The organism is Enterococcus faecalis, assembly GCF_029024925.1.
Classification (GTDB): domain Bacteria; phylum Bacillota; class Bacilli; order Lactobacillales; family Enterococcaceae; genus Enterococcus; species Enterococcus faecalis.
Genome location: NZ_CP118962.1, coordinates 252,102 through 270,878, shown reverse-complemented (window position 1 = coordinate 270,878; position 18,777 = coordinate 252,102). Strand labels below are relative to the sequence as shown.

Below are 18,777 nucleotides of genomic sequence, written 5' to 3'. Positions count from 1 at the left end.
TTTTATTAATTTACACGAGAAAATTTTTGATAAAGTTGGTTGAAAACAATCATAAACTGTTCAATTTCTGCCATTGTATTGCTTTCATCTAAACTAATGCGCACAGCGGAAGTCGCCAATTCCCCAGGCACATGCATGGCATACAAGGTGCTACTAGCCATTTTTTTTCGGCTAGAACAAGCACTCGTAGTCGAAATATAAATCTGTTTTTCTTCCAATGCATGGACTAGCACTTCGCCGCGAATCCCTTTCAAAGCAAAACATAAAATGTGTGGCGCAAAATGTTCATTATCTTGTGAAAAAACAGTCACATTTTGAAATTCTTCTAGCGCCTTTAATAAATAACTCCGTAACGTCGCCACATGTTGCGGCCGTTGTTGTTCGTTCTCTAAATGCAAGCGTAACGCTTTGGCCATTGCCACAATTGCTGGTACGTTTTCTGTCCCACTGCGTTGGTTGTTTTCTTGCCCGCCTCCTGTTAAAAGCGGCGCTAAACGTTTTCCTTGTTTCCAATACATAAAACCAATACCTCGTGGTCCATGAAATTTATGTGCAGAAAACGTTGCAAAATCCACCCGATCCGTTAACCACTCTGAGTAATTAACTTTCCCAATTGCTTGAACCGCGTCTACATGAAAATGAATTTTAGGAAACTCCGCTAAAACCTCGCTGATTTCTTTAATTGGTTGAATCGTTCCCACTTCATTGTTGACTGCCATAACAGAAACCAAAATCGTTTCTTTTCTAATTAATTTCTGTAGTTCCTCGACTTTTACACGACCTTCTTTATCCACTGGCGCATAAGAAAGTTCAAAACCTAGTTCGACTAATTGTTCCGCTGTTTCTGTAACTGCTGGATGTTCCACTGCAGAAATAATAATATGATTACCAAATTCTCGTTTTTCGATTGCCGTTCCTTTTAAAACCCAGTTATCTCCTTCAGTTCCGCCACTTGTAAAATAGATTTCATTTGCTGAAACATCGATTAGCTCCGCAATCTGCTTCCGTGCTTGTTGTAAGAGCCGATTCGCTTGGCTGCCTAAGTCATGTAGGCTAGACGGATTGCCAATAATCCGCTGACTGGTTTTTACATATGTATCTAAAGCCTGGGGGTAAATCGGTGTAGTTGCACTATTATCAAAATAAATCATTTGTCACCCTTCTTTTTTAAAATTCTTTCCCATTATATACTTTCTAAAGTATCACTTCAAGTCACCACCACGCCATAAAAACAGAGGCTTGTCTGTCGACAAACCTCTGTTTAGTGATTGTTTAATTAAATTGCTGTTAAATTAGGGTTATTGATATTTTTAAAATAAAAATCTTCGATTCGTTTGAACGCCCCTGGCTCAACAGCTTCCAATGCCGTTCCAATTTCATCTAATGCATCTTGATAACGGAATTCTGTCGAGAATAAATACATGCTTTTATCTAAAGCCGCTCGGATGTTCTCGTGAGTATGACGATAGCGGTTTGCATATTGCATCATTTGTTCTGTCAGAGCTGCTGCATTGACTAAATCTTTTGTTTTCTTATCTAATAACTCTAAATCATCTTCGCATAAGTCACATAAACGATTGATTTCATCCATGTTAATGCGCATTTTATTTAAGGCTCGGCTTAAATCTTCAATTCGATCCGTTGCCACATAGAAAAATTCTAAGTAATCAGCAGACAAACCTGGTAATCGTTGCTTTTCAACATATCGTTTGATACTCCGTAAACGGAATTCGTATTCGTCGACTTTTTCTTGGGCGACTTTTTCGCCTTTTCTTAGTTCTTTCAATGAAGCATCAATTTCTAATTGTTGATTTTCAATATCATCTAAAATCTTATAGCATTCTTTATAGAACGCTTGAATTTCAGAGTAAGGAACGGTATGTTCTTTCATTCGAGGTTCCAAGTCTTTTTGACGGCGGATAATTTCTTCAATTTCCGTTTGGAAACCACGACTACGTCCTAGCTCGTTGTTGTTTAAGGTGTAGCTTTGTGATACATGGTCCAATTCAATCATTAATTGACGGTTATTTTTTAAGGAATGAGAAATATAATCGTCAATAATTTTTTGATTGGTTACGACATATTTCTTCGCTTCAATTTCACGTTCCATCACTTCATATAATGCATCAATCGCCGTTGCTGTGTCGCGATTTGCGACCTCTACTGCAGCAATCTCTGTTTTCTCTAAATCAGCCATTGAATTCTCGACACGTTTTTTCGCATGTTGAATTTCTTCAGCAAAGTTTTGTTCAGGGAACACATAATCGTCAGCTAATAATTGGTTGTAGCCTTCTTCGATTTCTTTTAATTGATCTGGGAAAGTTTCATTTAATTCTTCATACATTGGTGGAATCCGTTTCATTAAGTCTTCCAATTCATACGTATGACGTTCCGCATCTTCTAGGACTTCTCGAGCCTCGATTGGGTCCCCCGATGTATTTAGTGTGACAAATTGTGTGAATTCAATTTCGACGTTTCTTAATTGTTTTTGGATTTCGGAGTAAGCTGGACCAAAGCTAGCTTTATCATCTTTTAGTGATTTACTTAATTCTTCATAGACATCCAAAGCTTTTTGAACTTCTAATGAATTGCGCTCTTCACTTTCACGTAATTCTTTCAAGCCATTACGAATGACTTCCACTTCGGCTTCCATTTCGGTCATCGTTTCATTCGCTTCCACGACTGCTTTCTTCGCTTTCATGAAACGGAAAATTTCATTTTGATTTTCGACTTCATAAATTTGACTCTCTAGTTCGGCGAAAGAACGCGTCGATAGTTCTACCCAACGTTGATTCCATTCACGGAAACTATTTTGACTCTGTCCAACTAGATGCATTTTTTTAATGTCATCGATTTCTTCAAAGACTGGCAAGTCAAACAGGGCTTCTTTACGAACTTCTAATTCATCTAATTGTTCTTGATTTTTTTTGCGCATAAAATAACCAATTAAGTATAGCACCGCAGCAATAATAACGATTACTAGTACTAAAATGATAATCCAATTATTCTTCATTTTGGCTCCTCCGATAATTTTTCTATAATAAAAGAAAGGTTGTTTGTTCTCTTCACACGGTTATCTATTGTTCCTGACCCTTGAAAAAGGGCATTCTTGCAGAAATACCTATAGAAAATTATAGCACAAACTGTATATTCATTCACTAGTTATAACAAACTTTTTTAAGAAAACCCGCGATCTTCTTACGAAGGGGTTGATTCACTGCTTTCATCGATCCGATTTTCACTAATTTTTTTACAAATATCACTTAGTTGTGTTAAGAAGGCATCCGCTTGACTTTGATCCATCCCAAAGTGTTCATCGCGCATAGCCCAAACTTCTAGCCCAGCTTCTTTGGCAGAGGCAATGCCTTTTTCTGAATCTTCAATGGCTATACATTCCTGTGGCGCAACAGCTAATTCTTGTAACGTGTGCAGATAAATATCCGGCGCCGGTTTACTTTCTTCGAAATCTTCCCCACTCACGACCGCATCAAAATAACTACTTAATTGCCCCACTGTCAAAACCTCTTCAATTGCGTCTTTTGTGGAAGAAGAAGCTAATCCGATTTTATAGCCTTGTCTTTTTAAAAATTGTAAAACACGTTTCGCATTTTCATCAAGCACAGCTAAATAATCTATCGGATGCGCTTTTTTATAGGCTATGTATTGTTCATTTAAAAAAGCAATATCTAGCTCTTTTTTGTTGACTTGTTCAATCTTTTGCCATAATGAACGCATATCCGCACCGACTAATTCTGGCAAGGTTAGGCCCTCAATGGTCAAATCAAATTCCGCTAAAAATGCTTTACGTCGCTCATAATAATAAGCTTCGCTATCTACTAGGACACCGTCCATATCAAAAATAATGGCAGTTTTGGATTCTGTCATACTATTTAACTCCTTCGTTACGACTCATATCTTTACAGTTTAACAAAATTTTAAGGAAAAATGAAGAACAAATATTTTCATGATTTCCTAACTTTCTGAAAATAAGTGGTTGCTTTTCTAAATGTTTTTCGGTATCCTTTTACTAATCTACAAATGAGAAAATAATTAAAAACAGGAGTGATAAACGTGAACGTAGTTAAATTCGGCGGTAGCTCGCTAGCATCAGCACCACAGTTACAGAAAGTCTTACAAATCGTCAAGGAAGAGCCGCGCCGAACGTTTGTCGTTGTATCCGCTCCTGGAAAGCGAACCCCGCAAGATATTAAAGTCACTGATTTATTGATTCAATACTATCAGCGCTACTTAAATAATGAGGACATTGAATCGACAATCTCTGCCATCATTCGTCGTTATGAAGATCTTTTTGATGAATTACACTTGGATAAAGCAGTTTTAGCTGATATTGCTATTTCGATTCGCCAATTAGCCACTTTACCAAAAGAAAACAATACTTTTTTATTTGACTATTTTTTAGCTAGTGGCGAGGACAATAATGCAAAAGTTGTTGCCAGTTTTTTCAAGCAAAATGGCTTAGATGCTCGCTACATTAGTCCAAAAGAATTGGGTCTCCTGGTGACACCTGAACCAGGCAATGCTCGCATTTTACCAAAAGCTTTAGAGAAAATTAGTGTCTATCGTGAGACTCAACAAATCTTGGTTATTCCAGGTTTCTTTGGTTATACAGAAGCCGGCGAAATTTGTACTTTTTCTCGTGGCGGTTCCGATATCACAGGGTCCATTGTTGCCGCAGGTGTTCAAGCAGATTTGTATGAAAACTTTACCGATGTGGACGGAATTTATGTCGCCCATCCTGGAATTATTGAACAGCCTCAAACGATTCAAGAATTGACCTACAGAGAAATGCGGGAGTTAGCTTATGCAGGCTTTGCCGTCCTCCACGACGAAGCCTTAATGCCTGCCTATCGCGCAAATATTCCAGTCGTTATCAAAAATACCAACAACCCACATCATCCTGGCACCCTAATTACCACCTCTCGCAAAGTAAAGCATGCCCCTGTTGTAGGAATTGCTAGTGATCAAGGGTTCGCAAGTATTTACATTAGTAAGTATTTAATGAATAGAGAGTTAGGTTTTGGGCGACGGCTTTTAGAAGTACTAGAAAAATTAGCCTTAAGCTATGAGCATATGCCCTCAGGAATTGATGACATCACGATTGTTTTAAGAGAAGACCAGTTAACAACTGAAATTGAAAATCGACTGATGGCTCAACTCCAAGAAGTTTTAGCGCCTGACGAGTTACGCATCACGCATCACCTTTCTATGATTATGATTGTCGGGGAAGGCATGCGCCAACGAATTGGGGTTACTGCTGAAAGTACAATGGCGTTAGCCAAAGAAAAAATCAACTTAGAAATGATTAACCAAGGATCTTCGGAAGTAAGTATTATGTTTGGTATCAAAAAAGAACAAGAAGAAAAAGCCATCAAAGCCTTATATCGGACGTTCTTCCATGATTAATGAAAAAGACGAATGAGTTTTCTCATTCGTCTTTTTCATTGGTTTCAGTAATTTTCAATTGGCGTTGAATTTCCGCTTTAATTTTAGCTTCTGGCGCAAAATCTTGTTCCCAATTTTCAGGTTTTAATACTTTATTTGTTTCTGGATCATAATGTGGCTGCCCATCTGGAAATAATTTCCCCATATTGGCTTGATGAACGATTTCAATAATTTTTGTTGGATTGACGCCCATTAAGCAAAACGAACCATAAGTAAAATACAATAAATCAACTAGTGCATCCACTTCCTCCACTAAAGGATCAGATACTGGTTTGCCTTTCGCCAAGACTTTCTGCTCTGCTTTATCGACAGATTTTTTTAATCCGTTGACCAATTGTTGAAAAAGTACTTGGTCATTATCAGCAGCACTATATAAAAATTCCACAAGTTCTTCGACTTTAAACTCTGCTCGTCGACTGGCTAACTCTGGCGAAAAAGCAGTTGGTTGCTCTGGTTGGTGTGGATTAAAAACCTCGTGGAAGGCACAAGCCATTTCATAAGGGGATTGCTTTTCAGACATTCAGCTACCTTCTTTCTCAAAATAAATCTAATTGTTTTGGATTCAAATCATCGTAACTCAAATTCAAGACTTTTTGCATCTGTAGAGCGTTTTCTGCGGCATCGCCGCCAGAATTATTATTAAAAATTACGCCCACTTCTTTAGCTTCTTGCGACATTTTTAAAACAGCTTCGCTTAAATCAGCGATTTCCTGCGTATTATAATGATAGAGGGTTCTTTTTTTACGCCACTCTGCATCATTGGCTAACCAGCCAGCCGCATTACGTCCGTGAAACCGGAAGAGCACGAGATTAGGATTCGTTACATACGGATAAAAGGGTACTGGATTCGTAGGAATCTGCGGTTCATCTACAATCACAAGTGAAAATTGATTTTCTTTCATAAATTGCAACATTTGTTTTACAAAGTTTGGTTGATACCATGAATTATTTCGTAATTCAATGGCGATGGGTAGGTCTTTAAACCAGTGACGAATTTTTTGCAAGTAAGCGACATTTTCTTTCGTACAACCAAATGTTCCTGAAAATTGTACCAGAAAGGCAAATAATTTTTTACTTTCAATTAATGGGGCCATACTTTCTAAAAAAGCGGTGATCATTTCTTCTTCACTTGCATAATAGGTTTGCCACTCACCTTGACAACTGATTCCACTATAAACTTTCATGACAAAGCGAAAGTTTTCGGGAACTGCTTTGACCCATTCAGCTACTCGTTCTTTGGGAGGAATCCCGTAATACGCCGTGTCCATTTCAACTAGTGGTAAATGACTGGCATATTCATAAAGCGTGGCCCGTTTTTTTCCAGTTAAATAGTCGTGTTCACTAAAAGATGTTAATCCTAAGCGAATCATGTCCTTCCTCCTCTGCGTAACTTTTTATTTTTCTAAACCGTCATCTCAACTTAGTTGGTCCAATCGATATTCGCTTCACAATAGGTTTGACCATCAATCCGAATCTCATGGCGCGTTTTCAACTGATTTTCTTGTTCGACAATTTCGTAATGACTTTCGACTTCTTGGCCATATTCTACTTCTTTATCAAATTTCACAAGAATTTTTTTCGGTTGATGCGTTGTTAAAAAGTCATACCCTAACACATCCAATAACCAATTAAAGTAAATCGCATTATTAACATGTTGATTGCCATCAATATCAAAAAAACGCACACGATAAGGTAAAAAGTTCCCCTCTGTGACCTTTTCAATTTTTTTATGGCGATAAATTTTAGTGATTTTTTCAGAATCAAAAGGTGCAATAATTTCTGGTAACACACTACTGATTTTCCGATTTTTTTGATCCATTAAGACAAAGGTTGATTTCACAAAGACACATTCATTGCCTTCTTCATCATGAACCCAAAAGTTACGATAACAAAAATATTTGTTATAACTCATAGCTTGCGTTGTAATTGCTACTTTTTCACCAACTTTTGGTAAGCGGTGAATCTCTATTTCATAATTGGTGATGACCCAGCCTAGACCAAATTGAGCGACATAAGCCGCATCTCTTCCTAGTAATTCTGTTTGTTCTTCTGATACTTTAATGACAACCGCTAACAAAGCCGGTATCTTCATTGCACCAGTAAAATCGCCGTCATAGTAGGCAACTTCATAAGAGGATGTATGTTTTTTTCCCACGAAATAATCTCCTTTTTCCAATGGCTACTTTCGTGTCATTGTTTCTTCTTAAAAGTATACCACGTGATTTCTTCAATTACGATTCCGAATGAAAAATTAACAAAACTTTGAAAAACACTATTATTTATATTATTTAAAAACATTCTTAATATTACTTAAAAAATATTGTTTTATTTTTAAAAATAACATTTCTTATTATTTGTATCCGAAAGATTATTATGTTATATTCCTATCTGTAAGCGCATACAAAATAATTTTTTAGGAGGTTTTTTCGTGAAAAAGAGTTTATTAACAATCGTCCTGGCTTTTAGTTTTGTTTTAGGTGGCGCTGCATTGGCCCCTACTGTTTCGGAGGCTCATGGTTACGTAGCAAGTCCTGGAAGTCGTGCTTTCTTTGGTAGTTCTGCTGGTGGTAACTTAAATACAAATGTTGGTCGTGCACAATGGGAACCTCAAAGTATCGAAGCGCCCAAAAATACGTTTATTACTGGCAAATTAGCCAGTGCAGGTGTCTCAGGTTTTGAACCTTTGGATGAACAAACAGCTACTCGTTGGCACAAAACAAACATTACAACAGGTCCCCTTGACATCACTTGGAACTTAACTGCCCAACATAGAACTGCTTCTTGGGATTACTATATTACTAAAAATGGCTGGAATCCCAATCAACCATTAGACATTAAAAACTTCGACAAAATTGCTTCAATTGACGGTAAACAAGAAGTTCCTAATAAAGTTGTTAAACAAACAATTAATATTCCGACAGACCGCAAAGGTTATCATGTCATTTACGCTGTCTGGGGCATTGGTGATACGGTGAACGCCTTTTACCAAGCGATTGATGTGAACATTCAGTAAAAATACTCACATCTTAAACTACATTAAAGGAGTTCTCAAAAAATGAAGCTAAAAAAAATAATTCCTGCTTTTCTCCTTCTTTCAACCGTTGCAGTTGGCTTGTGGTTAACGCCTACTCAAGCTTCTGCAGATGCTGCGGATACGATGGTAGATATCTCTGGCAAAAAAGTGTTGGTTGGATATTGGCATAACTGGGCCTCAAAAGGACGCGATGGTTACAAACAAGGAACATCAGCATCACTGAACCTTTCAGAAGTAAATCAAGCCTACAATGTCGTACCGGTTTCCTTCATGAAAAGCGATGGCACGACACGGATTCCTACGTTCAAGCCTTATAACCAAACAGACACTGCCTTCCGACAAGAAGTCGCACAATTAAATAGTCAAGGTCGCGCAGTTTTATTGGCACTTGGTGGAGCAGATGCACATATCCAATTAGTCAAAGGCGATGAACAAGCCTTTGCGAATGAAATCATTCGTCAAGTGGAAACATACGGCTTTGATGGTTTAGACATCGACTTAGAGCAATTGGCGATTACTGCTGGCGACAACCAAACCGTCATCCCTGCTGCATTGAAAATAGACAAAGACCATTATCGAGCACAAGGAAAAAATTTCATCATTACGATGGCGCCAGAATTCCCTTATTTAAAACCTGGTGCCGCTTATGAAACATACATTACTTCCCTAAATGGTTATTATGATTACATTGCCCCACAATTATATAACCAAGGCGGCGACGGTGTCTGGGTTGATGAAATTATGACTTGGGTTGCTCAAAGCAACGATGCTCTAAAATACGAGTTCCTCTATTATATGTCTGATTCATTAATCCATGGTACGCGCGGCTATCTACAGATACCAAACGATAAATTAGTCCTTGGTTTACCAGCAAATCGGGATGCTGCTGGTAGCGGCTATGTCGTTGAGGCTACCCCTGTAGCCAAAACTTTTGATCAGTTAGCAAAAGACGGTAATCCTATCCGTGGCTTAATGACTTGGTCTGCAAATTGGGACGTTGGTCAAGATGTCAACGGCAAGTCCTACAACAATGAATTTGCGACACGTTATAGTAACCTTGTAAAATAAAAGCTATTTTGAGACAGAACACCGCATTTGGTTCTGTCTCTTTTTAAATTTTACTCACCTGTCTTTCAATAATCCAAACAATGTTCTCTTGCTTTCTAACCAATTAATTTTAAACCAATCACAGAAACAATGATTAAAAAAATAAAAAATATCCGGCGTAGGTCTTTTGATTCACCTAAGAGCATTCCTAAAATAGCGCCTCCTGCTGTACCAATTCCTGTCCAAACCGCATAAGAAACGCCCATCGGTAATTGTCTCATCCCTAAATATAAAAATAAGAAACTACCACTAAACGCTAGAATTAAAATTAACAATGAACGTAAGTCTTTTTTTGTTGTAAATAATTTAATTGAACCTACGCCAAAGATTTCAAAACAGCCTGCAATAACTAAGTATAACCAACTCATCTTGTTTCCTCCTCTTTATTTCCAGTTACCATTTTTAAGCCAATCACACCTATTAATAACAGCAACAGAAAAAGAACTTTTCCTATGCCCAATGGTGTGTGGAATAAAAAATGATCTGTTACAATAGTTCCAGCACTACCTAAGCCGACAAATACAGCATAGGCTGTGCCGACTGGCAATTCCTCTCCTGCTTTAATCAGCGCATAAAAACTGATAAAGATTGCGATTACTGTCCCTAAAATCTCCCACCATGTTGTACTATGCTTCATGCCAATGACCCAAATCACTTCACAAAAAGCGCCAAAAATAACTTTTAACCAAGCTTTACTCATCTTGTTTTCCTTCCCTTCCAAACAAAAAAAGTGCCAACAAACAGTTCAGCTATGGCCTAAGAACTGTTCATTAACACTTTAGCCGCAAGCATCCGGCGATGTTTACGAAAGTTTATGTATTAAAATATCTCAGGTCATTATATTCTTATTTTTTTAAAAAATCAACTAAAAAACAATAGTTCGAATTCGAGACATTTCTTTTGCATTTTTAGGACTAATCATTTAAACTTACTTTTAGTAAGTTAATTAATCAAAAAATTATTTTTCTTTTAGGAGGATTTTTATTATGAATACACAAATTTTAGGTTTACACCACGTCACTGCCATGACTTCAAGTGCTGAAAAAATTTATCACTTTTTCACCGATATTTTAGGTCTACGTTTAATTAAGAAGACTGTCAACCAAGACGATATTGAAACATATCATTTATTTTTTGCTGATGATGCCGGCTCTCCCGGAACAGATATGACTTTCTTTGACTTCCCAGGCTTACCTAAAGGAACCAAAGGAACCAATACAATTTCTCGTACTTCCTTCCGTGTAAAAGATGATGCTGCTTTGGATTACTGGGTATCACGCTTTAATGAATATGTAATTGATCATGGAGAAATTCAAGAACGTTTTGGTAAAAAGTATTTAGAATTTGAAGACTTTGACAATCAACGTTACCAACTTATTTCTGATGAAAAGAACCAAGGTGTTGCAGCCGGCACGCCTTGGAAAAAATCTAACGTCCCTAGTGAACATGCTTTAATCGGCTTAGGACCAGCCTTTGTAACTGTCGAAAATTACGAACATCTGCAACTAGTTTTAACTGAAGTTTTAGGATTCAAATTGATTGATGCTGAAGGTAGTTTCCATTTATTTGAAGTTGGCGAAGGTGGAAATGGTGCCAGCATCATCGTAGAGCATCGGGAAGATTTGCCAGCGGCTCAAGAAGGCTACGGCAATGTCCATCACTTAGCCTTGCGCGTTGCCGATGAGGAAGCACTACGTTTCTGGATTGAAAAAATTAATCGTTTGGAATTTCCTAATTCTGGCTTTGTGGAACGTTTTTACTTTAAATCTGAATATTTCTTGGCAGCAACACATGTTTTATTTGAACTGGCAACCGATGGTCCTGGGTTTTTAGAGGATGAAACCTATGAACACGCTGGTGAAAAATTATCATTACCGCCATTTTTAGAACCAAAACGGGCAGGGATTGAAGAATTTGTGCGTCCTTTCGATACTTCAGATGCGAATGTTCAACGAAATTAGTATTTTTTCTAGGAGGCTCCTATGATTCATTACAATAGTAACGAGTTATCTGCAAAAACAGCGTATAAATTTTTATCAGGAAGCATTATCCCTCGGCCAATCGCTTGGGTTACAACACAAGATACAGCCACAGGTATCGTCAACGCTGCCCCCTTTAGTTTCTTTAATGCAGCGGCAGCTGAAATTCCTTTAGCAACGTTATCCATTTTACGACCAGACAAAGCGCCTAAAGATACGGCACGAAACATCTTGGCTACTAAAGAACTTGTCATCCATTTCGTTAACGAAGACGTTCTTACTCAAATGAATCAGACTTCGGCACCTTTAGCAGCAGAGATCAGTGAAATTGACACATTCGGTATTGAAACCATTGCCAGCCAGACTGTTGCTGTTCCAGCAATCAAAGCCGCGCCGATTCGGATGGAAGCTCGCTTACATCAATATATACCTATTGCTAACCATGAAGGTCAAATTATTACGGATTTATTCATTGTAGAAATTACCGATTTCTATTTTGATTCAGCCGTTTTCGATGAAGAACATCAGTACATTTTACCTGAAAAACTCCAACCGATTGCTCGTTTAGCAGGCAATGATTATACAACATTGGGCGAAATCCGTGAAGTTCGCCGCCCAACGTAAAAAGAAGGCCCCGCCATGACGGTGGGGTCTTCTTTTTCTGTTTTATGCTAATGCGCCCATTGGGTCCCAAGGTGCCAAAACAGTTGGCGCTTGTTCCCAAGCTTTTTTCTGTTCATCAGTTAATAAATCTTTGTGCACAACGATTTGATAAGTGTATTCGTCCATCCACGCATCGCTCATAACGAAGAAGCCATTTTCACCGACTTTTTCGCCCCAGCTATTTTCCACTTTCCATTTTGTTGTTTGACCATCAACGATATCAACACCTGTTAAAACCATGGCGTGTGTCATTAAGCTTTCACCAAAGTCTAAACGTTCTGCTTTAGTCATCGTAAAATCAATATCAAAAAGATCGTTCATATCGTAAACGTCTAATGCCATAATTCCTGTGTCACGTGTTGAAGATTGTCCGACATCACAACCAAACCAAACAGATTCGCCTTGTTCCAATTGTGCAGCAGCTAATTTTTTGAAAGCAGCCATTTCTACATTTAAATATTTAACTTCTTTGCCGCCGACAACATTCCCTAACATTTCAACAGTGTATGTTTTGTTGAAGGGTTTATCTTCTGTAGGAGCATTAATAATACTTACATAATCATGTAAATTAACGCCAACGTATTTTTCAAAGAATGTTTGCGGTGTTAGATTTTGATCCAAATGATAATTTTTTTCTTCGTCACGGTATTCAAAATCAAAGGTTTCTGGCGGTGTTCCTAAAGAGATTGCTAAGAAATTATAAATTTCTTGTAACATTGCTTCTTTGTTTTTTTGGACTTCTTCAGCAGAAGCGCCTTTTTCAATTAAACTACGTAAAATTGTTGCATCTTTGCGTAATTTTTTATTTAAATAGTTGTTTAAATCACGTGAATTGGAACTGTTGCTGCTTTCAGGCATTGCCGTTTTAGGCACTACGCCATATTTATCAAAAATTGAAACGATCATATCCCATTGCCCACCATCTTGTTGTGGTGTCGCTAATAAAAAGGCCACTTTACGACTAGTCAACGGTTGATCGGCTGTTGCAATAATATTTTCATAGAAATAGTTTGATTTTTCATATTTATCCCAGAAAAATGTATAGTTTTGTGATAATTCAAAATCTTTTAATTGAAACGCATTTAACATTCTATGTCTAAATGTATTTAACGCCGCAAACATCCAGCAGCGACCGCTTTGTTTTTGATTGGCCACTTTTCCAGTAGCTAAGTCGACTGAAAAGACGGGTACGTTATTCACGGCTCCTTGTACAGATTCACCTGAAGCGCTGATACCATTTTTTACTACACTACGTTGTAAGGCATTTTGTTTATTATTGTTCAAGAAATCTTGATGGAATTTCTCTGTTAATTTTGGTTCAATTGCTGTCATATTTTCATCGTCCTTTCATTTTACGTTCTTCTTCATTATATGCTTCTCTTTAAACAGAAACAACCATTTACTCTAAATTCCTTGCTTTCCAACTCTTTTTGTATTAGTATATATAATACAGATATTACAAATAAAACAGGAGTGATTCGATGCTTTTAGAAATAGATGAACAAAGCGAACAGCCCATCTATCAGCAACTCATTGATCAAATCATTGTAGGCATTGCCAAAGGTGAACTGGTTCCCAATGAAAGTTTGCCTTCTATCCGACAATTGGCGGACGAAATCGGGGTCAATATGATGACTGTTTCAAAAGCTTATAATAAGTTAAAACAATCAGGTTATATTGTGACTGACCGTCGTAACGGCACCAAAATTGCCGCAAAGTTACCTGCTACCGCTGTTTGGCAACAGCAATTGCATGAGCGTTTAGAACTTCTGTTGGCTGAAAGTTTTTTACATCAGCAATCCGAAGCAGAAATCCAAGCACTTATTCAGAAAATTTATCAAAATTTTGATTCGAAAGGGCGTGCACTATAATGGCGGTATTCTTTTATTTCATCCTAGTTTCTGTCGCTTTTTTTATGGCATTTACTATGGGGATTTATGCAAATCCTCACAAAAATATTATTTTGGAAAACACTTTACCAGAAGATAAACTACAAGATCCCAGCGTTCAAGCAATCCGAAAACGTTATAAAAAACGCTTGGTTCAACTAGCAGCCGTTTTTAGTGTTCTTAGTTTACCTTTGTTATTTATTCCTTATGATTCGATTTTATTGTTCCTTTTTCTGTTACTTTTATTTAGTTTTATTGGCAGTGGCTACTATCTGCAAATCGTTTATATTCGCAAAATGGCCGCTTTAAAAATGCAAAACGGCTGGTTGCTACCTAAGCGTCCTCTCTTAATCGATACGCAATTAGTTTTAAATAAAAACCAGAAACTTATTTCATTTTGGTGGTTTTTACCTGCAATTATTCTTACTTTTGCTGGGGGCTTTTATTCCTTGCAAACGGCGATTGGTTCCTGGATTCTTTTCTTAATTACTGTTTTGATGTTAAGTTTGTTCATTGGCGGCTATTATTTTATTGCGCGCTTACCTGTCAAACCGCTAACTAGTGACTCAAAAATTAATCAGCAAATCAATGATTTATTTCGGCATCATTGGTCTGTTTTAATGGTTTTATCCTCCTTAGTTTTTGCACCGCTAACCATTTTACCAACTTTCACAATTGTAATTGATTATACGGTTGCGATGGCTCTTACTTTTTGTTATTTTATTCTTTTGTTTGTTTATGTAGGCTTTCTCTTCTACTACCTATTTTCAATGCGCAAAAAACAAGATCAATTCGTTTTACAGGCTGGCGATTATCGCTATGGGGATGATGATCAATATTGGCGGTATGGGATTTATATCAATCCAAAGGACCCCAAAATCATGGTTCCTGATCGCATTGGTATGAATTTATCCATTAACCTAGGACGGCCTGCTGGGAAAATTATTCTAGCCGCTACTGGTATTTTAACGATTGCGGTGCTGTTCTTTGCCACAGTGCCGATGTTTATAAATGATTTTTCTAGTCATGCCTTTCAAGCAACTATTGAAAATAAACAAATTGAGTTATCTGCCCCATTAGCAAAAACAAGGTCAATTCCTTTTAACCAAATCACTGCTGTTTCTTTGATTGATGACTTACCTCAAGAACGCATCCGCACAATGGGTGCTGCGACAGATAGTTACTTAACAGGAGAATTTAAAGTCGCTGGAAAACCTGCTTATTTACTAATTTATACAAAAAGTCATCCGATTCTGAAAATAGAAACGCGGGAAAAAGTTTATTATTATACTGCGCGTGAGGGTCAAGAAACGACTAAGATTTATCAGGAAATCAAAGCAAAGCTTCCATAACAAAAAAACAGGGCCTACTCATGATGGTAGGCCCTGTTTTTTTGTTATTCGCTGACAACCTTAAATTTTGTATCTGCCAACGTGGTATTCAGTTCATCTTGGCTTACTTCACGATCTGCTGTCACAATGGCTGTTTGATCTGCCAAGTGAACCGCAACATTCGTTACGCCGTCAATTCCACTAAATTTTTCAGTGACCGCTTGAACACAGCCATCACATTTCATCCCATCAATTTTTACTGTTTTTTCCATTTCACTTCATCCTTTTCAATTTTATTTTTGACTTCCACTAGTTCTTTTCACCGTCGAAGGTTTAAATCCTTTCAATCGTAAGGCGTTTAGTAAGACAGAGACTGAACTAAAACTCATAGCTGCTGCTGCAATCATCGGACTTAACAAAGGTCCACCAAATAAGTGTAACACACCCATAGCCACTGGAATACCTAATGTATTATAAGCAAATGCCCAGAAAAGATTTTCTTTGATGTTTTTGATGGTCGCTTTACTTAATTCAACTGCTGTAGGCACATCCATTAAATCACTACGCATTAGCACAATATCGGCCGATTCCATTGCAACATCTGTGCCTGAACCAATAGCAATCCCCACATCTGCTTGGGCAAGTGCTGGTGCATCATTAATACCGTCACCCACCATCGCAACTTTTTTGCCTTCTGCTTGTAGTTTTTTCACTTCTAACGCTTTATCTTCTGGTAAAACTTCACTTAAGACACGATCGATACCTACTTGTTTTGCAATCGCCTCTGCAGTACGCTTGTTGTCTCCCGTAATCATCACGGCTTCGATCCCCATTTTATGCAAACGTGCAATGGCTGTTTGACTGCTATCCTTCACAGTATCTGCTACCGCAATGATACCCGCAAACGAACCATCTTTTGCCACAAACATTGGGGTCTTCCCTTCTTCTGCCAAACGATCCGCTTGTTGAACAAACGTTGATAGCTCAATGGCTTCTTCTTTCATTAATTTTATATTGCCCAAAAGTAGGACTCGTTCGTTGACTGTCACACGGATGCCGTGACCTGGAATCGCTGAAAAATCGCTTCCTTCTGCTAATGGCAATTGACGTTCTTTAGCCGCTCCCACAATCGCTTCACCTAGGGGGTGTTCTGATCCTTGTTCTGCAGAAGCTGCTAATGTTAGTAACTCAGCTTCTGAAAGTGCTGAATCAGCAACTAAAATATCTGTAACCACCGGTTTGCCTTCTGTAATAGTCCCTGTTTTATCAAACACGATTGTTTGAATTTTGTGAGTGGTTTCTAAAGCATCCCCACTTTTAATTAAAACGCCATTTTCAGCGCCCTTACCTGTCCCCACCATAATCGCAGTCGGCGTTGCCAAGCCGAGCGCACAAGGACAAGCAATCACTAACACAGAAATAGTAATTGTCAAAGCGAAAATCCATGACTCTTGTCCTAAAAAGAACCAAGCCAAGCCAGAAAGAACAGCCAAACCAATGACGATTGGGACAAAAACACCCGAAATTTTATCAGCTAATTGTGCAATCGGCGCTTTTGAGCCTTGCGCATCTTCCACTAATTGAATGATTTGGGCAAGGGCCGTCTCTTTTCCCACTTTTGTCGTCTTGAATTGAAAGCTGCCATTTTTATTGATGCTAGCACCAATTACTGCATCACCGACTTTCTTTTCAACAGGCAAACTTTCGCCCGTTAACATGGCTTCATCCACAGAACTACTGCCTGAAACAATCACTCCATCAACAGGGATTTTATCTCCTGGGCGAACAATCACAATGTCATCCAACTGAACAGCATCAACTGGCACTTCAATTTCTGCGCCATCACGTAAAATATGAGCAGTTTTCGGCGCCAAACCCATTAATTTTTTTATCGCATCTGAGGTTTTCCCTTTTGAAACAGCTTCGAAATATTTTCCTAATGTAATTAAAGTTAAAATAACACCCGCTGATTCATAATAAAGAGCCATTGTAAAACTTGTATCTCCTAAGAATATCATGACTGTGCCATATAAACTATACACAAAAGCAGCACTGGTTCCTAAAGCTACCAAAGAAAACATATTCGGATGCCCTTTAAATAATGCTTTAAAACCAACTGTGAAAAATTCTCTGCCGACATATAGAACGGGTAACGTCAAAATCAATTGAACCATTGCAAAGATCGTCGCATGTGTCATTGGATTCAAAAAATCCGGCAATGGTAAGCCTACCATATGTCCCATCGCAATATAAAGAAGGGGTACTGTAAACACCGCTGAGATCCAAAAACGTTGCCACATCTCAGCAATATGTTTTTGTTTCTTTTCACGATCTTGGTCCGCTGTTGCACCTGCAGCGACTTCTTCTGTCGCTTGATAACCTGCATCCGTAACTGCTTTGATAATTTCAGCACTCGTTACTTGATGGTCGTCATAACTAACCACCAGTTTTTCCGTGGCTAAATTAACAATCGCTTGTTGAACACCAGATAATTGGTTCACAGCTTTTTCAATCGTTTGGGCACAGGAAGCACAACTCATTCCTTCAATCGCAAACGTTCGTTGCTGGGCTGGGCTAATCGCCTTGTAGCCAGCATCTGACACAGCTTCCTTAATTTCTTCTTCTGTGACTTCCGTCTGATCATACGTGACACTTAATTTTTCCGTAGCTAAATTGACACTTGCCTTTGCCATCCCAGGTAACTTCGCCGTAGCCTTTTCAATCGTTTGGGCACAGGAAGCACAGCTCATCCCTTCAATATCAAACGTTTTACTTTCCATTTTTTTCACTCCTTTTTAAATTAAATGACATTGGCATTGACCAGGAATACAGTTGCAAGGGACGGATTCAACCGCCGTCTTGCGCTTCTCTTTCAAGAGTTCCTCTAATCGATCCAAATCGTCATAACTCAACTGACTCTCTGTTAAAATTGTTTCCACCACGGAACCAACTTTACGGCTGCACACTTTGGCTAAAAGTTCATCTGCCACCGTTTCAACGCTCCGACGTTCTTCTACTAGCGGATAATAAATATATTTATTGCCTACTTTCTCCGTTCCAACTAACCCTTTATCTGTTAAACGACTTAGTAACGTCTTGACGGTCGTTGATTTCCATTCTTTCTTCTCATTTAAAAGTGTATGCACTTCACGACTCGTGGTCTTGCCTTGGGTCCAAATAACCCGCATGACTTCCCACTCTGCATCAGTAATTGTCGCTAATTTATCTTTTGCCATACTCGTTAAATTCCTCCTTCATCAATAAAAAAAGAGTTCAAGGTTTTCGACTACAAATGTAGTCGTTTATCTTGA

The 18,777-nt window shown here is 38.2% G+C and carries 19 protein-coding genes; 7 read left to right on the top strand and 12 right to left on the bottom strand.

Features of this window, described 5'->3' with window-relative positions:
- Window positions 1–5: 5 nt before the first annotated feature.
- From PYW42_RS01385 to PYW42_RS01375, 3 genes are all read right to left on the bottom strand, one after another.
- On the bottom strand, window positions 6–1,151 hold the full coding sequence (locus PYW42_RS01385) for a cysteine desulfurase family protein (protein WP_002361153.1): 1,146 nt from the start codon (window positions 1,149–1,151) through the stop codon (window positions 6–8).
- A 125-nt stretch (window positions 1,152–1,276) separates the two neighbouring features.
- The gene (gene ezrA, locus PYW42_RS01380) at window positions 1,277–3,013 is read right to left on the bottom strand and encodes a septation ring formation regulator EzrA (protein ID WP_002355233.1); all 1,737 of its coding nucleotides are present in this window, start codon (window positions 3,011–3,013) and stop codon (window positions 1,277–1,279) included.
- A 185-nt stretch (window positions 3,014–3,198) separates the two neighbouring features.
- Window positions 3,199–3,885, bottom strand: coding sequence for an HAD family hydrolase (locus PYW42_RS01375; protein ID WP_002355232.1), 687 nt, complete (start codon window positions 3,883–3,885; stop codon window positions 3,199–3,201).
- Window positions 3,886–4,071: 186 nt separating this feature from the next.
- On the opposite strand from PYW42_RS01375, the gene PYW42_RS01370 reads away from it, so the two are divergent.
- Window positions 4,072–5,424 (top strand): aspartate kinase, encoded by a 1,353-nt coding sequence (locus PYW42_RS01370; protein ID WP_010708960.1) that lies wholly within the window; start codon window positions 4,072–4,074, stop codon window positions 5,422–5,424.
- Window positions 5,425–5,446: 22 nt separating this feature from the next.
- Here the strand turns inward: PYW42_RS01370 and PYW42_RS01365 are convergent, their stop codons facing one another.
- The 3 genes from PYW42_RS01365 to PYW42_RS01355 are packed head-to-tail and all read right to left on the bottom strand — an operon-like array spanning window position 5,447 to window position 7,618.
- Window positions 5,447–5,983 carry a pyrophosphohydrolase domain-containing protein gene (locus tag PYW42_RS01365; RefSeq protein ID WP_002389675.1) on the bottom strand — a complete coding sequence of 179 codons (537 nt, stop codon included), beginning with the start codon at window positions 5,981–5,983 and terminating at the stop codon, window positions 5,447–5,449.
- Between the two features lie 16 nt (window positions 5,984–5,999).
- Window positions 6,000–6,833 carry a DUF72 domain-containing protein gene (locus tag PYW42_RS01360; protein ID WP_002358361.1) on the bottom strand — a complete coding sequence of 278 codons (834 nt, stop codon included), beginning with the start codon at window positions 6,831–6,833 and terminating at the stop codon, window positions 6,000–6,002.
- Between the two features lie 50 nt (window positions 6,834–6,883).
- Window positions 6,884–7,618, bottom strand: coding sequence for an acyl-ACP thioesterase domain-containing protein (locus PYW42_RS01355; RefSeq protein WP_002389611.1), 735 nt, complete (start codon window positions 7,616–7,618; stop codon window positions 6,884–6,886).
- Between the two features lie 273 nt (window positions 7,619–7,891).
- On the opposite strand from PYW42_RS01355, the gene PYW42_RS01350 reads away from it, so the two are divergent.
- Window positions 7,892–8,476: a lytic polysaccharide monooxygenase gene (locus tag PYW42_RS01350; protein ID WP_002355225.1), complete on the top strand. Its 585-nt coding sequence runs from the start codon at window positions 7,892–7,894 to the stop codon at window positions 8,474–8,476.
- Window positions 8,477–8,518: 42 nt separating this feature from the next.
- Window positions 8,519–9,565 (top strand): chitinase, encoded by a 1,047-nt coding sequence (locus PYW42_RS01345; RefSeq protein WP_002411289.1) that lies wholly within the window; start codon window positions 8,519–8,521, stop codon window positions 9,563–9,565.
- A gap of 95 nt (window positions 9,566–9,660) precedes the next feature.
- On the opposite strand, the gene PYW42_RS01340 is transcribed toward PYW42_RS01345, so the two are convergent.
- Both PYW42_RS01340 and PYW42_RS01335 read right to left on the bottom strand, forming a co-directional pair.
- Window positions 9,661–9,972: a DMT family transporter gene (locus PYW42_RS01340; RefSeq protein ID WP_002355223.1), complete on the bottom strand. Its 312-nt coding sequence runs from the start codon at window positions 9,970–9,972 to the stop codon at window positions 9,661–9,663.
- Window positions 9,969–10,325: a DMT family transporter gene (locus PYW42_RS01335; protein WP_002386054.1), complete on the bottom strand. Its 357-nt coding sequence runs from the start codon at window positions 10,323–10,325 to the stop codon at window positions 9,969–9,971. Before PYW42_RS01335 ends, PYW42_RS01340 begins: the two co-directional genes overlap by 4 nt.
- Before the next feature lie 265 nt (window positions 10,326–10,590).
- Between PYW42_RS01335 and PYW42_RS01330 the strand changes: the two genes are divergently transcribed.
- Together PYW42_RS01330 and PYW42_RS01325 are read left to right on the top strand one after the other, a co-directional pair.
- Entirely contained in the window at window positions 10,591–11,565 is a 975-nt protein-coding gene (locus tag PYW42_RS01330; RefSeq protein ID WP_002389575.1) for a ring-cleaving dioxygenase, read from the top strand.
- Window positions 11,566–11,586: 21 nt separating this feature from the next.
- The gene (locus PYW42_RS01325; RefSeq protein WP_002389630.1) at window positions 11,587–12,207 is read left to right on the top strand and encodes a flavin reductase family protein; all 621 of its coding nucleotides are present in this window, start codon (window positions 11,587–11,589) and stop codon (window positions 12,205–12,207) included.
- Between the two features lie 42 nt (window positions 12,208–12,249).
- Here the strand turns inward: PYW42_RS01325 and PYW42_RS01320 are convergent, their stop codons facing one another.
- On the bottom strand, window positions 12,250–13,578 hold the full coding sequence (locus tag PYW42_RS01320; RefSeq protein WP_002358357.1) for a C1 family peptidase: 1,329 nt from the start codon (window positions 13,576–13,578) through the stop codon (window positions 12,250–12,252).
- A 149-nt stretch (window positions 13,579–13,727) separates the two neighbouring features.
- Between PYW42_RS01320 and PYW42_RS01315 the strand changes: the two genes are divergently transcribed.
- Both PYW42_RS01315 and PYW42_RS01310 read left to right on the top strand, forming a co-directional pair.
- Window positions 13,728–14,117 (top strand): GntR family transcriptional regulator, encoded by a 390-nt coding sequence (locus tag PYW42_RS01315; RefSeq protein WP_002358356.1) that lies wholly within the window; start codon window positions 13,728–13,730, stop codon window positions 14,115–14,117.
- Window positions 14,117–15,487 carry a DUF5808 domain-containing protein gene (locus PYW42_RS01310; protein ID WP_002389650.1) on the top strand — a complete coding sequence of 457 codons (1,371 nt, stop codon included), beginning with the start codon at window positions 14,117–14,119 and terminating at the stop codon, window positions 15,485–15,487. Before PYW42_RS01315 ends, PYW42_RS01310 begins: the two co-directional genes overlap by 1 nt.
- Window positions 15,488–15,531: 44 nt before the next feature.
- Here PYW42_RS01310 and PYW42_RS01305 read toward each other — a convergent pair whose 3' ends face one another.
- The 3 genes from PYW42_RS01305 to PYW42_RS01295 are packed head-to-tail and all read right to left on the bottom strand — an operon-like array spanning window position 15,532 to window position 18,702.
- Complete coding sequence (locus tag PYW42_RS01305) at window positions 15,532–15,738, bottom strand: heavy-metal-associated domain-containing protein (RefSeq protein WP_002370181.1); 207 nt, start codon at window positions 15,736–15,738, stop codon at window positions 15,532–15,534.
- A 21-nt stretch (window positions 15,739–15,759) separates the two neighbouring features.
- The gene (locus PYW42_RS01300) at window positions 15,760–18,246 is read right to left on the bottom strand and encodes a heavy metal translocating P-type ATPase (RefSeq protein WP_002411288.1); all 2,487 of its coding nucleotides are present in this window, start codon (window positions 18,244–18,246) and stop codon (window positions 15,760–15,762) included.
- Window positions 18,247–18,261: 15 nt separating this feature from the next.
- On the bottom strand, window positions 18,262–18,702 hold the full coding sequence (locus tag PYW42_RS01295; protein WP_002355212.1) for a CopY/TcrY family copper transport repressor: 441 nt from the start codon (window positions 18,700–18,702) through the stop codon (window positions 18,262–18,264).
- Window positions 18,703–18,777: the final 75 nt, after the last annotated feature.